At 66.2% G+C, this 12,288-nt stretch carries 13 protein-coding genes and 2 tRNA genes; 4 read left to right on the top strand and 11 right to left on the bottom strand.

Annotated elements, in window-relative coordinates:
* Window positions 1-40: 40 nt before the first annotated feature.
* The 3 genes from HT578_RS16855 to lptB all read right to left on the bottom strand — a co-directional run bounded on the left by HT578_RS16855 (window position 41) and on the right by lptB (window position 4,105).
* The gene (locus HT578_RS16855; protein WP_213500786.1) at window positions 41-1,450 is read right to left on the bottom strand and encodes a glycosyltransferase; all 1,410 of its coding nucleotides are present in this window, start codon (window positions 1,448-1,450) and stop codon (window positions 41-43) included.
* Between the two features lie 295 nt (window positions 1,451-1,745).
* Window positions 1,746-3,296, bottom strand: coding sequence for an RNA polymerase factor sigma-54 (gene rpoN, locus HT578_RS16850; protein ID WP_213500785.1), 1,551 nt, complete (start codon window positions 3,294-3,296; stop codon window positions 1,746-1,748).
* A gap of 26 nt (window positions 3,297-3,322) precedes the next feature.
* On the bottom strand, window positions 3,323-4,105 hold the full coding sequence (gene lptB / locus HT578_RS16845; protein WP_039388878.1) for an LPS export ABC transporter ATP-binding protein: 783 nt from the start codon (window positions 4,103-4,105) through the stop codon (window positions 3,323-3,325).
* A gap of 236 nt (window positions 4,106-4,341) precedes the next feature.
* Between lptB and HT578_RS16840 the strand changes: the two genes are divergently transcribed.
* Window positions 4,342-4,758: a hypothetical protein gene (locus HT578_RS16840; RefSeq protein WP_239026328.1), complete on the top strand. Its 417-nt coding sequence runs from the start codon at window positions 4,342-4,344 to the stop codon at window positions 4,756-4,758.
* A gap of 133 nt (window positions 4,759-4,891) precedes the next feature.
* Complete coding sequence (locus HT578_RS16835) at window positions 4,892-6,238, top strand: TldD/PmbA family protein (protein ID WP_213500784.1); 1,347 nt, start codon at window positions 4,892-4,894, stop codon at window positions 6,236-6,238.
* A 97-nt stretch (window positions 6,239-6,335) separates the two neighbouring features.
* Here HT578_RS16835 and HT578_RS16830 read toward each other — a convergent pair.
* Together HT578_RS16830 and HT578_RS16825 are read right to left on the bottom strand one after the other, a co-directional pair.
* Window positions 6,336-6,410, bottom strand: a tRNA-Gly gene (locus tag HT578_RS16830).
* 189 nt (window positions 6,411-6,599) lie between these two features.
* Window positions 6,600-6,674 (bottom strand) — tRNA-Gly (locus HT578_RS16825).
* Window positions 6,675-6,902: 228 nt separating this feature from the next.
* Between HT578_RS16825 and HT578_RS16820 the strand changes: the two genes are divergently transcribed.
* The gene (locus HT578_RS16820) at window positions 6,903-7,805 is read left to right on the top strand and encodes a tetratricopeptide repeat protein (RefSeq protein WP_213504420.1); all 903 of its coding nucleotides are present in this window, start codon (window positions 6,903-6,905) and stop codon (window positions 7,803-7,805) included.
* 23 nt (window positions 7,806-7,828) lie between these two features.
* Complete coding sequence (locus tag HT578_RS16815) at window positions 7,829-8,440, top strand: LON peptidase substrate-binding domain-containing protein (RefSeq protein ID WP_039388883.1); 612 nt, start codon at window positions 7,829-7,831, stop codon at window positions 8,438-8,440.
* Window positions 8,441-8,470: 30 nt separating this feature from the next.
* On the opposite strand, the gene HT578_RS16810 is transcribed toward HT578_RS16815, so the two are convergent.
* The 6 genes from HT578_RS16810 to HT578_RS16785 form a co-directional block, all read right to left on the bottom strand.
* The gene (locus HT578_RS16810) at window positions 8,471-8,905 is read right to left on the bottom strand and encodes a hypothetical protein (RefSeq protein WP_213500783.1); all 435 of its coding nucleotides are present in this window, start codon (window positions 8,903-8,905) and stop codon (window positions 8,471-8,473) included.
* Between the two features lie 83 nt (window positions 8,906-8,988).
* A complete protein-coding gene (locus HT578_RS16805) occupies window positions 8,989-9,624 on the bottom strand; it encodes a MarC family protein (protein ID WP_039388885.1) in 636 nt (211 codons plus the stop codon).
* Window positions 9,621-10,355 (bottom strand): hypothetical protein, encoded by a 735-nt coding sequence (locus tag HT578_RS16800; protein WP_213500782.1) that lies wholly within the window; start codon window positions 10,353-10,355, stop codon window positions 9,621-9,623. The genes HT578_RS16805 and HT578_RS16800 overlap by 4 nt, the downstream gene beginning before the upstream one ends.
* The gene (folD, locus tag HT578_RS16795) at window positions 10,352-11,245 is read right to left on the bottom strand and encodes a bifunctional methylenetetrahydrofolate dehydrogenase/methenyltetrahydrofolate cyclohydrolase FolD (RefSeq protein WP_213500781.1); all 894 of its coding nucleotides are present in this window, start codon (window positions 11,243-11,245) and stop codon (window positions 10,352-10,354) included. The genes HT578_RS16800 and folD overlap by 4 nt, the downstream gene beginning before the upstream one ends.
* Before the next feature lies 1 nt (window position 11,246).
* Complete coding sequence (locus tag HT578_RS16790) at window positions 11,247-11,540, bottom strand: YggT family protein (RefSeq protein ID WP_039388887.1); 294 nt, start codon at window positions 11,538-11,540, stop codon at window positions 11,247-11,249.
* Between the two features lie 170 nt (window positions 11,541-11,710).
* Window positions 11,711-12,265: a hypothetical protein gene (locus tag HT578_RS16785; RefSeq protein WP_213500780.1), complete on the bottom strand. Its 555-nt coding sequence runs from the start codon at window positions 12,263-12,265 to the stop codon at window positions 11,711-11,713.
* Window positions 12,266-12,288: the final 23 nt, after the last annotated feature.

The following is a 12,288-nucleotide window of genomic DNA, read 5'->3' as shown; positions in this document are numbered from 1 at the left end:
CTCATGGTACGCGGCAGACCCTATCGAGGCAAGCGCCCGGTCAGGCAGCCTGCGCCAGCTCGCGTCGGCTGAGCAGAGCCAGCAGCGATATACCATTGAAAAACCACATGCGCTGAAGGTCGAGGTGGCTGTATTTTCGCAGCGTGTTGGCAAAGGTGTAGGGCGTGTACCAGACGTTGTGGTCGGGATGGACGCCCTCCAGGAATATCTCGGTTTCGGCCTGGTAATCGAAATGGCGCGCGCGGCACTGGAAGGCGTCGGGCACCGAAATCAGGTACATCTTGGCATCGACGCTCTCGAGCTGGGCCAGGAACAGTTCGACGTCGGGCACATGCTCCATCACTTCCGGGGCAAGGACCACATCGTAACTGGCGTGAACCTGCGCAAAGTCGGTGAAGAGCTCCCCGGTCACGTGCGGGCGCGGCTGCTCGAGCGCCTCGCCATGCGGATCGAGCCCGTCAAGATGCGCGCAGTGCGCCTGCAAGCGGACGTGTAGCGAAGTCGCCGGATCGGTGATCGGCCAGTCCGCGCAGCCCACGTGGAGCACCCGCTGCCCCTGGAGGAGGCTGGCAAAGACATCCATGCGAGGCAGACGCGCCAGCTCCGATCCCACCGGCACGCGCTGGAGGAAGTAGGGCGCGTGGATCTTTTCCAGCGGGGAGGTCGGCGCGCCCAGCGGCACGGCGGACGCATCGGCATGCGCCTGCGCAGCGGGAGCAGGCTCGGGCGCAGGAGACGCAGGTGCCGGCTCGGCTGCGGGTGCCTCCGCCACCTCGGGGGCCGCCTCCTGCCCGCCCTCGCGCCCGATCGTGCTCACATCCACCGTGTGCAGCGTGTCGTACTGCCGCGCGGTGGTTCCCCAGAGCTGGTGCGCGTAGACCGGGTCGTTGCCCTGGTAGGTCACGCCGGTGAAATGGCGCGGAATGAAGTAATGGCTGGGGTAGATGCGCAAGGGCGTGTAGCCAAAGCTGCGATAGCACTCGGTCAGGCGCAGCGGGCCGACCGTCTTCCAAGCCATGTCCTCGACGACCGAACTTTGCGCGGCGATGGTATCGATGATGCCCTTCACGAACGGATTGCCCTGCTGGCAGCCGAAGTAGCCCGCCGCGATCAGGCCGGGCCGGGCGATCTCGCTTTCCCAGCAGGCAAAGGCCGGGCAATCGAGCAGGTCCTCGTCAAGCGGCCGCGTGCAGACCGAATCGGCATCGAAGACGATCCCTCCGTGTTCGTAGAGGATCTCCCAGCGCAGCATGTCGGCAACCCCGTTCCACTCGCGCTCGCGCATGGCGTCCATGTGGCGCTTGTTGATCCACGCGCGCCCGTCGAGATCGGCGTTGCCCCAGAGACGAAAGCCCCAGTCCGGATGCGCCTTGCGCCAGGTCTCGATGCAGTTGTCCGGACGGCGGCTTTCATCGCCTACCCAGATGAAATGGAATGTCTTGGGTATCATGCGCGCGCCTCCCCATGGCCTCGGCGCCGGGACTGCGGCGCGCGGCGAAGGCTAGGCAAGGACGGTCAAGGAGGTGGAAAGAGGCGCCTAGGTAAGAGCGCGAAAGAGCCCCCCTTCCCGAACAGGCGCCGCATTCCAGCACGGCGCCATCCGGGTGAAGGGGGCAGGTGTCAGCCGCCCGGGTGGGGGCGTTTCGTTGCGCCGTTTAGACAGGATCATGCACAAATGGCAATCCTTACCCGCAGCGCGCTGGGGAAAGGCGTTTTGCGAAGGACGCGTCAGCGCAGGATTCGCGTCAGCCCGCGCCTGCGATCTTCTTCTGACGGCGGCGCTGCACCGAACTGCCAAGGCCGATTGCCTCGCGGTATTTCGCGACCGTGCGCCGGGCGAGTTCGAACCCCTTTTCCTTGAGCAGTTCGACAAGGGTGTCGTCGGAGAGCACCGCCTTGGGGTCTTCCGCGTCGATCAACTGGCGGATCGCGGCCTTGACCGCTTCGGCAGATGCCCCGCCCTCCCCGCTCGCGGAGGCGACACCCGAGGAGAAGAAGTACTTGAGCTCGAAGGTCCCGCGCGCGCAGTTGAGGAACTTGGCCGAAGTGACCCGGCTCACCGTCGATTCGTGCATGCCGATCGCCTCGGCCACGGCCCGCAAGGTGAGCGGGCGCAGTTGCGAGACGCCCTTGCGGAAGAAGCCGTCCTGCTGCTTCACCAGTTCGCTCGCGACCTTGAGGATCGTCTTCTGGCGCTGGTCGAGCGCCTTGATCAGCCAGTTCGCATCGCCCAGCTTCTCCGAAAGCCAGGCGCGCGAGGTCTTGTCCTCGCAGCTTCCCTTGAGCGCGACGTAGTACCCCCGGTTGACCACCAGACGCGGCAGGGTCGCCTCGTTGAGCCGGATATCCCAGCCCCCATCGTCCCGCGCGCTGACCAGGATGTCCGGGGTCACCGCCCCGCCCGGTTCGCCGCCAAAACGCAGGCCCGGCTTGGGATCGTAGGAACGCAGTTCGGCCAGCATGTCGGCCATGTCCTCATCGTCCACCCCGCACATGCGCTTGAGCCGGGTGAGGTCACCGCGCGCGACAAGGTCGAGATTGGCGATCAGGCGCGCCATGCACGGATCGTGGCGGTCGGCCTCAATGGCCTGCAGCGCGATACATTCCGACAGGCTGCGCGCGCCCACCCCGGTCGGATCGAGCGACTGCACCAGGGCCAGTCCCTGCTCGACCTCGGCCATCTCCGCCCCCAGATCGTGGGCCACGTCCTCCAGGCGGACCGGCAGGTAGCCCGCCTCATCCAGAAGCCCGATGATATAGCGCGCGATGCCCGCCCGCACCGGATCGCCGGTGACGGCGCCGACCTGCGCATCGAGGTGGTCGAAGAGGCTCTCCTCGCCGCCCGCACGTTCGTCGATGCCCGGGCCGTCCTCGCCCGCGCTGCCGACGAGCGCCGCGCCCCAGTCGCCCTCGCCCGATGGCGCGGCACCGGACACGGCACCGTCGGACAGGGACAGACGCTCGCCATCGCCGGTGTCGACATCACGGTCGATGGCGCCTGTATCGATGTCGAGAGGATTGTCCTCGCCGCCGCGCCCCTCACCAATCAGCCGGTCGGCCGGCGATTGCTCAAGCGAAGTGCGCCGCACGTCCGCTTCGGGAGAGGTCGCCCCATCCTCGCCCGAAGGCGCGGGATCACGGCCGACGTCGAGCAGCGGGTTGGCGTCGAGCGCATCGCCGATGAAAGCTTCGATTTCGAGATTGGACAGCGCCAGCAGCTTGATCGCCTGCTGGAGCTGCGGCGTCATGACGAGCGACTGGGTCTGGCGTAAGTCCAGCCTTGGCCCCAACGCCATGGATCAGGTTCCTGTTGGCAGGGGCCTCACAGCGTGAAACCCTCACCCAGGTAGAGCCGGCGCACGTTCTCATCGGCGACAAGCGCCTCGGGGCTACCAGCAAAGAGGACCTGCCCGCCATAGATGATGCAGGCGCGGTCCACGATGTCGAGCGTCTCGCGCACGTTATGGTCGGTGATCAGCACACCGATGCCGCGCGTCTTGAGATCAGCGACGAGGTGGCGAATGTCCGAGATCGAGAGCGGATCGATGCCGGCGAACGGCTCGTCCAGCAGCATGATCGAGGGCTTCGCGGCAAGAGCGCGGGCGATCTCGGCGCGGCGGCGTTCGCCGCCCGAAAGCGCCATCGCCGGGCTTCCCCGCAGGCGAGTGAGGCCGAACTCGTCGAGCAGGCGCTCCAGTTCGCTGGCGCGCACGTCGCGGTCCGGCTCGTTCAGCTCAAGCACCGCGCCGATGTTCTGTTCCACGGTCAGGCCGCGGAAGATCGAGGTCTCCTGTGGCAGGTAGCCCAGACCCAGGATCGCGCGGCGGTACATGGGCAGGCGCGTCACATCGACGCCGTCCATCAGGATTCGCCCGGAGTCCGGCTTCACCAGTCCCATGATCGAATAGAAGCAGGTGGTCTTGCCCGCACCGTTCGGGCCCAGCAGGCCCAGAACCTCGCCCTTGGCGACCGAGAGGGAAATGTCGCTGAGAACCGTGCGCTTGTCATAGCTCTTGGCGATCGAGATCACTTCGAGGCCATCGCCCGCGGCCTCGGCGCGCATCGCCTGCGCGGGGGCGGCGTCCAGATCGGTAGGTGCAGTCATTACCTGCCGGATGTAAGCGGAGCGCGGGGGCTCGGCAAGGGCGGTTTTGGACCCTCGCCGTGCAAATGGCAGGATTCGTGCATGTTTGTGGCCGACGATACGCGCAGCGTGCCTTCCAACGCACGAATATGTCGAGGCAGCACGTTTACGGCTTGGAAAAGTTCCCGCAATCTTGATTCGCCGCGCCAAGAGTGGTCTAATTGGCCTCTCACGAGGACATATGGGGCTTTCAGCCAATGGACAGCAACTCCCCCAAGGCCAGCGCCGCCTTTCCCGACCGCAAGGCCCACGAGCCTGCCCCTGCCAGTGGCCGCCCTGCCGCCACGCTCGACTGGCGCCGCCGCATGAGCGACCACATCGCCTATGCCCTCCTCGTCTACACCGCGCTCCAGATCTTCGTGACCATTGGCGCGCTCAAGGCCGGTGAAGGTTCGCTGCTCCCCTATTTCGCGTTGATTGTGCTGGTTCTGGCCATCATCCCGGCCTGCCGCCGTTTCGAAGCGCGCTGGAACAGCCTCACAGACCGTGAGGCCCGCGATCCGGCGCTCGCGCCCGCCTGCCGCCGTGACTGCCTGCTCCTGTGGGGGATCGCGATCGGTCTGCCCTTTGCCCTCACCGGCCTGTTCAAGGTGCTCGGCCTGCTCTTCGCCTGAGCTCTTCGCCAAACCACGTAGCCTCCCGCTTTCGGGTACAATCACTCAGCTTCATTTGCGCTTGGCGCAGGGGCGCACTAACTCCCGATGACAAAGGCGCGACCGCGCCCGAGCCATTGGAGTACGAACCGACATGCTTAGCCCGCAGCAGGCCCAGGACCGCGCGCAGGATCTGGTGGAGCGCGCCCGCCGCGCCGGAGCGGACGCCGCCGATGCGATCTACGCCGCGAACGCCTCCGAAGGGATCCAGATCCGCCTCGGCAACCTGGAGGACGTGGAGCGTTCCGAAAGCGAGCATATCTCGCTGCGGGTCTTCGCGGGCAAGCGCTCGGCCTCGATCGGCTCCTCCGACATGTCGCCCGCCGCGCTCGACGAACTGGCCGAACGCGCGATCAGCATGGCGCGCCTCGCGCCGGAAGATGCCTACGCCGGGCTCGCTCCCGAGGAACTGCTGAGCCAGGCGCCCTGGCCCGATCTCGACATGATCGACAGCGGCGAACTCAGCCCGCAGACCCTGCGCACGATGGCCGAGGAAGGCGAGGAAGCCGCGCGCGCCGTTGCCGGGGTCACCAATTCGGACGGCGCCTCGGCCCATTCGGGCAGCGGCGTCTTCGCGCTCACTACCAGCCACGGCTTTGCCGGAAGCTATGCCTCGACCAACCATTCGCTCAGTGTCTCGGTCGTTGCAGGCGAAGGCAACGCCAAGCAGCGCGACAACGCCTGGCGCCAGTCGCACCACCGCGAAGACCTGCCTTCCGCCGCCGAGATAGGCACGCTGGCCGGCACCCGCGCCGTCGGCCGTCTCAACCCGGGCCGCGTCCGAAGCGGACCGCTCCCGGTCGTCTTCGACCCGCGCGTGGGCGGCACGCTCATCGGGCACCTGCTGGGCGCAATGTCGGGCAGCGCGATCACCCGCCGCTCCAGCTTCCTCCTCGACCGGATCGAGGAGCGTATCTTCAAGGCGGGCATCGAGATCGGCGACAATCCGCACCTCAAGCGCGGCCTGCGCTCGCGCCCCTTCGATGGCGAGGGGCTCGCCACCCGTCCCACCACGCTGGTCGAGGACGGGCGCGTCACTGGCTGGCTGCTCGACACCGCCTCGGCCCGCCAGCTTGGCCTCGCCCCGACCGGCCATGCCGCGCGCGCAGGCGGCGGCTCGCCGTCCGTTTCGGTCGGCAACGTCCACCTCTCGGCCGGCACGCTTTCGCCCGAGGAGCTGATGGCCGACATCAAGGACGGCATCTACGTCACCGAACTGATCGGCCAGGGCGTGAACGGGGTGACAGGCGACTACAGCCGCGGGGCCTCGGGCTTCCGGATCATCGACGGACAGATTGCGGGCGCCGTCTCGGAGCTGACGGTCGCGGGCAATCTCATGGCCATGTACGCCCAGCTCACTCCGGCCAATGACCTGGAATGGTACCGCGCGATCAACGTACCCACGATCCGCGTGGACGGCATGACGGTGGCGGGCGAATAGCCCGCCGCCGCAAGGCGCTGCAAACGCCGCACATACGAAAAACGCCGCAGCAAAATGCCCGGCGTCATGCGATATACCGACAATGTCATCTAGAAACTGGAGCGGGCGAAGGGATTCGAACCCTCGACCCCAACCTTGGCAAGGTTGTGCTCTACCCCTGAGCTACGCCCGCTCTGGCGTTTTTCCGAAACACTCTGGTGAAGCACCATCGTGTCTGCGGTGGCGGGCCATTAGCAGCGCTTCGAAAGCACCGCAAGACCCTAAAATGTATTTCGGCCCAACCCCTTGCAAGACGAAACCAAGACTTCCGCGCTCTTGCCATGCCTGCATGGAAGAGTGCCCTTGCACTACCGATGGAAACTGGAGCGGGCGAAGGGATTCGAACCCTCGACCCCAACCTTGGCAAGGTTGTGCTCTACCCCTGAGCTACGCCCGCTCTGGCGTCCGTTCGGAAGGTTGGAAGCGGATGTCCGCGCCGCCCTTCCGGGGTGGAGGCGGCCCATTAGCAGTGGGTTCCGGACCCTGCAAGCGCAAAATGAAAGAAAAAATACAAATTGCAGATTCCCGCCGCTTTCCCGCATTCCCCCCCTTCACAAACGCCCCCAGAATGTCGATCTAGGCCGCTCTTGAAATCGCGACCGACGGGAGCAGTGCAGTGGCCAGCATGGGTCTGAACATCGAAGAGCAGAAGGCAGCAGAGCGGTTCCGCAAGGAGGTTGCCGAACCCTCGATGACCCAGCTCGTCATTCTCGACTTCTGGGCGGAGTGGTGCGGCCCCTGCAAGGCGCTGACCCCGGTGCTCGAGAAGGTCGCGGCCGAGTACGCCGACAAGGGCGTGGTGCTCGCCAAGATCAACGTCGATGAAGAGCAGTTCATCGCCTCGCAGTTCCAGGTCCGCTCGATCCCGACCGTCTACGCGATGTTCCAGGGACAGCCGGTCGCAGACCTGACGCAGGCGCGCAGCGAATCGCAGCTGAAGGCCACGCTCGACAAGCTGCTCGAACAGCTTCCCGTCCAGCCTGGCGGACAGCCGCCCAAGCCCGATATTGCCCCTCACCTTGCCATGGCCGAAGAGGCTCTAGCGGCGGGCGACGCCGAACAGGCCGCCGGCGTCTTCATGCAGATCCTCCAGGTCGTGCCCGACAGCGCCGAGGCCGCGTCCGGTCTCATCCGCGCGCTGGTGGCCGCAGACCGCCTGGAAGAGGCGGCCCAGATGCTCGAGACCCTGCCGGTCGAGCTTTCCAGCGACCCGCAGATCGAGCGCGCCCGCAAGGCCCTCGAGCTTGCCAAGGACAAGCCCGATGACGGCGAACTGGCCGCCCTGCGCAGTGCAGCGGAAACCAACCCCTCCGACCTGGAGGCGCAGTTCTCGTTCGCCAACGCCGCCTTTGCCGCGGGCGAGCGCGATATTGCCGCCGAAACGCTCCTGAAAATGGTTGCAATCGACCGCGAGTGGAACGACAGCGCTGCACGTACCAAGCTGCTCGAGATCTTCGAGGCGGTCGGCCTGGAAGATCCGTGGGTTTCGGCAACGCGCCGCAAGCTCTCGACGATCCTGTTCGGCTGAGCCCAAGAGAGGATACCGACACCGTGCCGCGCATCACCATATTCCCCCTCTCCGGCGCGGTGCTCTATCCCAACCTGCAACTGCCGCTGCACATCTTCGAGCCGCGCTATCGCGCGATGGTAAGCGATGCGCTCGCCCGTGACCGGATGATCGGCATGATCCAGCCCCAGCGTCCGACCGAAGGCGCCCCGCTGTTTCAGGTGGGATGTCTCGGGCGTATCGGCGAGGTCGAGGCGTTGCAGGACGGGCGCTACAACATCATCCTGGAGGGCGAGCGGCTGTTCCGCATGACGCGCGAACTCAATGTCACGACCCCCTTCCGCCAGATCGAGGCCGAGCTCCTTCCCGAACCGCTCGATGAAGTGCTTGCCCCCGTCGAGCGCGCCTCGTTCGAACGCGAAGCACGCCGCTTTGCCGAACGGCAGGGCTATGCGGTGGACTGGGAACAGGTTTCCCGGCTCGATGACCAGGCGCTGATCAACGGTGTCTCGCAGATCGCCCCCTTCGACCCGGCCTCCAAGCAGGGCCTGCTCGAGTCCCCGTCCCTCGCCGAGCGCTGCGAGATGCTGGTGCAGCTCATGCAGTTCTATGGCAAGCACGGCGACAGCGACGAAGACGGCGCGACTCTCCAGTAGATCGCGGACCTTGGCCGTGAGCGCGGCGCATCAGCGCCGCTCGGGACGGTCCTGCGCCATCGGGGCATTGACGAGGCTGTCGAGCATCGCCGCCTGCATACCCATGTCACGCGCCTCCGAAGCGCTCATGCCGCCAGCCCGCCTCTGTGCCCGATTGCTTGCCGCGGACACAACGCTGGCCTGCTTGCGAAAGGCCCTCGCCTGCCCACGGCTCATGCTGCCATCCCGGCGCATCGCGCGAATATCGCGCCGCGTCTCGCGGACCTGCAGCGAGACCCGCACGTCGTAGCCTGTTCCCCTGGTCGCGGGATCGCGATGATTGGGGTCGACCCGCTCCGCCGTCGTGGGGGCTTCGGCATCAGACTGCGCAGCCGGATCGGCGGACACTGCGTCGGCCGCGTGGGCCTGCGCTCCCGACACAAGCGCCAGGGCAGCAAAGCAGGAAAGCCAGTTCAGACGGGGCATCGCGCACCTCCCATCGCTCGTGTGGAGAGGACAGGAAACGGCCCCCGACATGAATGCCGTGTGAACTGCTGGACAGATGCCTCCTAGCTCAGCAGCGCGGAGTTGATCCCGTCGATCACGTACTGTGTCGCGAGCGCGGCCAGAAGGACGCCCAGGAGACGGGTGATGACCGCTTCCACGTTCTCACCCAGGATGCGCATCAGGGGGCCTGCCGCCGCCAGCGCCGCGAAAGTCAGCGCCAGCACCAGCAGCATCGCGCCGAGCACCGCGAAGGTCTGCTCCGAGCCCTGCGCGCGCGACATGAGCAGCATGATCGTCGCGATCGAGCCGGGCCCTGCGATCATCGGCATCGCCATCGGGAACACCGAGACGTCCTCGACCTCGGGCGTTTCCGCGTTCTGGGCCATGATCTTCTCGGCGCGCTCCTCACGGCGCTGGGTGCGCTTCTCGAAGACCATCTCGATGGCGATCATGAAGAGCATGATGCCGCCTGCAATGCGGAAGGCGTCGAGTTCGATGTGAAGCGCGCCCAGGAGCTGTTTGCCGAAGAGCGCGAAGACAAGGAGAATCGCCACCGAAATGGCGCAGGCCCGCGCGGCCATGCTGACCGCCTGCTGGCGACTGGCCCCTGCCGTGAGCCCTGCGTAGATCGGCGCGCAGCCCAGCGGGTCGATCACCACGAAGAAAGCGGTGAACGCGCTGATGAACAATTCGATCATGGCCGTGTATCCCCTGTCCGGGCCCCGGCCTCGAACGCAAATTGCTTGAGCCCGCCGCCCGTCAGAAGCGAAACGGTGAGCACGGTCTTTCCGGAAGGCGCCGTCGCATAGCGCCAGCGCAGCGTGCCGTCGTCCGAACGACCCTGCGTGGGTGGCCCGTCCGCCGTCACCTTGATCTCGTCCTCGGCCTTCTTCCGCGGCCCGTTCCAGGGCTGCGGCGCGGGACAGTCGGTCACCTTGCCGGTGAGGAAGTCGGGAACCGTGACCGGCTCGTCGCTGGGCAGGCGGAGGTTGAGAACCCAGCGGTATTCCGACTTCTTCTCGCGCTTCTTCCAGATCGTGGCGTAGGCCCCGAAGCTGCCGTCCGCGCGTGTCCAGCCACCTTGCGTGAGGCCGAGCGTGCCATCACAGCTCATCCAGATTTCGGCCGGGTCCCACTTCAGGCCATCGGCAGGCTCCTCTTGGCCTCGCAGCCAATCCTCGGCGAGGACCGGGGTCGGCGCGAAGAGAACGGCCTCGTCGGCGGCGAACTTGCGCATGGCATCGTAGCGGCCTTTCTCCCGAGCGCGCCGGTTGAGCGCGATCTCGGCGGCGACAAGCGCGCTGGGATTGGCCGTGCCCGCACCGGGGCGCCCGCCCGGCATGCGCCGGTCGCGCGCGCCCAGCGGCGGCGTGGCGAGCAGCGCTGCCGAAAGGACGCTCAGCGCCAGGAGGCGCCGCGCGGCGCTCAAATCGTGCTCTCGTCCAGTGCGATACCGGCGTTGCGGTGCGCGGCCACGATGGTGTTGCGCAGGAGGACCGCAATGGTCATGGGACCAACCCCGCCCGGCACTGGCGTGATCGCGCCCGCGACCTCGCTGGCCGAGCCGAAGTCGACGTCGCCGACCAGCCTGGTCTTGCCTTCCTCGGCACCGGCCACACGGTTGATGCCCACGTCGATCACGGTTGCGCCCGGCTTGATCCACTCGCCCTTGATCATTTCGGGACGGCCCACCGCAGCCACCACGATGTCGGCGCGGCGCACGACCTCAGGCAGGTCCTGGGTGCGGCTGTGCGCGACGGTGACCGTGCAGCTCTCCGCGATCAGAAGCTGGGCCATGGGCTTGCCCACGATGTTCGAGCGTCCCACCACGACTGCATCGAGGCCCGAAAGCGAGCCGAGCTGGTCCTTGAGGAGCATCACGCAGCCCAGCGGCGTGCAGGGCACGAAACCGGGCAGGCCCGTCGACAGGCGACCGACGTTAACGACGTGGAAGCCATCGACGTCCTTGTCCGGGTTGATCGCCGCGATCACCTTCTGCTCGTTCATGTGGCTGGGCAGCGGAAGCTGGACGAGAATGCCGTCCACGGCCGGATCGGCGTTAAGCTTTTCGACCACGGCAAGGAGATCCGCCTCGCTGGTGTCGGCGGCAAGCTTGTGCTCGAAGCTTTCCATGCCGCAAGCGATTGTCTGCTTGCCCTTGTTGCGCACGTAGACCTGGCTTGCCGGGTCCTCCCCCACCAGCACCACGGCGAGACCCGCCTTGCGGCCAGCCTTCGCCTCGAAATCGGCAGCTACCTTGCCGACACGTTCGCGCAGGCCCGCAGCGAAGGCCTTTCCGTCAATGATCTGAGCGGTCATGTTATGCGTAAGCCCTTGCCAGGTTTGCGAGAATGATCTGGAGGATGGTGAGCCCGATAATCAGCACCATGGGCGAAAAATCGATCGCGCCGGTGTTGGGCATGAACTTGCGGATCGGCCGCAGGAGGGGCTCGAGGATGGCGTTCAGCGCCTGGTAGATCGTCGCCACGAACTGGTTGTGCATGTTCACGACGTTGAAGGCGATGAGCAGTCCCAGCACGAACTGCACGATCACGACGAAGACGATGATGTTAACGAGGTAATCGATGATCTGGTAGAGCGTTAAGAAGAGCAAGCCCTGCTCCTTTCCTGCTGGAACTGGCCAGTGCCCGCACGGACAGAAACGCCCGCGCGGTCACGCGTTGCCGCGCTGATAGCCGAGGCAGACCGATTCCGGCAAGGGTGGCTCTGCAATGAACCATCCTGCATCGACAAAGGGATAGCCAGAGGAGGCCCCGAAGGCCCTTACTGGGTCAGCGTCGAGGTGCGCTCGATGCGCCAGTTGAGCTGCTCCTCGCTGGCACCGGGCACGTCGTTCACGCGGCGCAGCACGATCGTGCCCCGGCGCGAGGGGCGCCCGTCGGCGAAATCGACGACGATCGGGGCCTCGTAATAGAGCGAACCTGCAGCGCCTGCGATGTCCCCCTTGCCGACCGCGATCTTGGGGCCGGCCTTGCCGCCAAATTCGTCGCGCAGCTTTTCCGGGCTCATCTGCGCATCGAGGCTCCAGGCCTTGGCCGCATCGATCCAGTCGCCCAGGCGGATGGCGCTGGTGTAATAACGCAGCAGGCGTTCCGGATCACGGCGCTCGGTCAGCGCTTCCATGTCGAGGTCATTGGCGATGCCGCCGCTCACCGCGCCGGTCGCGGCATCGGTGGGGAGCATCTCGGGGACAAGAAGTTCCGAACCCACGCCAGTCGCACCGTCGCTCGGAATGGCTTCGGGTGCATTCGATTCGCATCCCGCAAGCAGCAGGGCGGCACTGCACACAGCGGCGGCGATGACGAACTGGGTACGCATGACGGTGGATTTTTGCCTTTTCT

Origin of the sequence: Novosphingobium decolorationis (assembly GCF_018417475.1) — a bacterium.
GTDB classification, from domain to species: domain Bacteria; phylum Pseudomonadota; class Alphaproteobacteria; order Sphingomonadales; family Sphingomonadaceae; genus Novosphingobium; species Novosphingobium decolorationis.
Note: the sequence above shows the minus strand (reverse complement) of the source record. Positions and strands in the feature narration are given on the sequence as shown.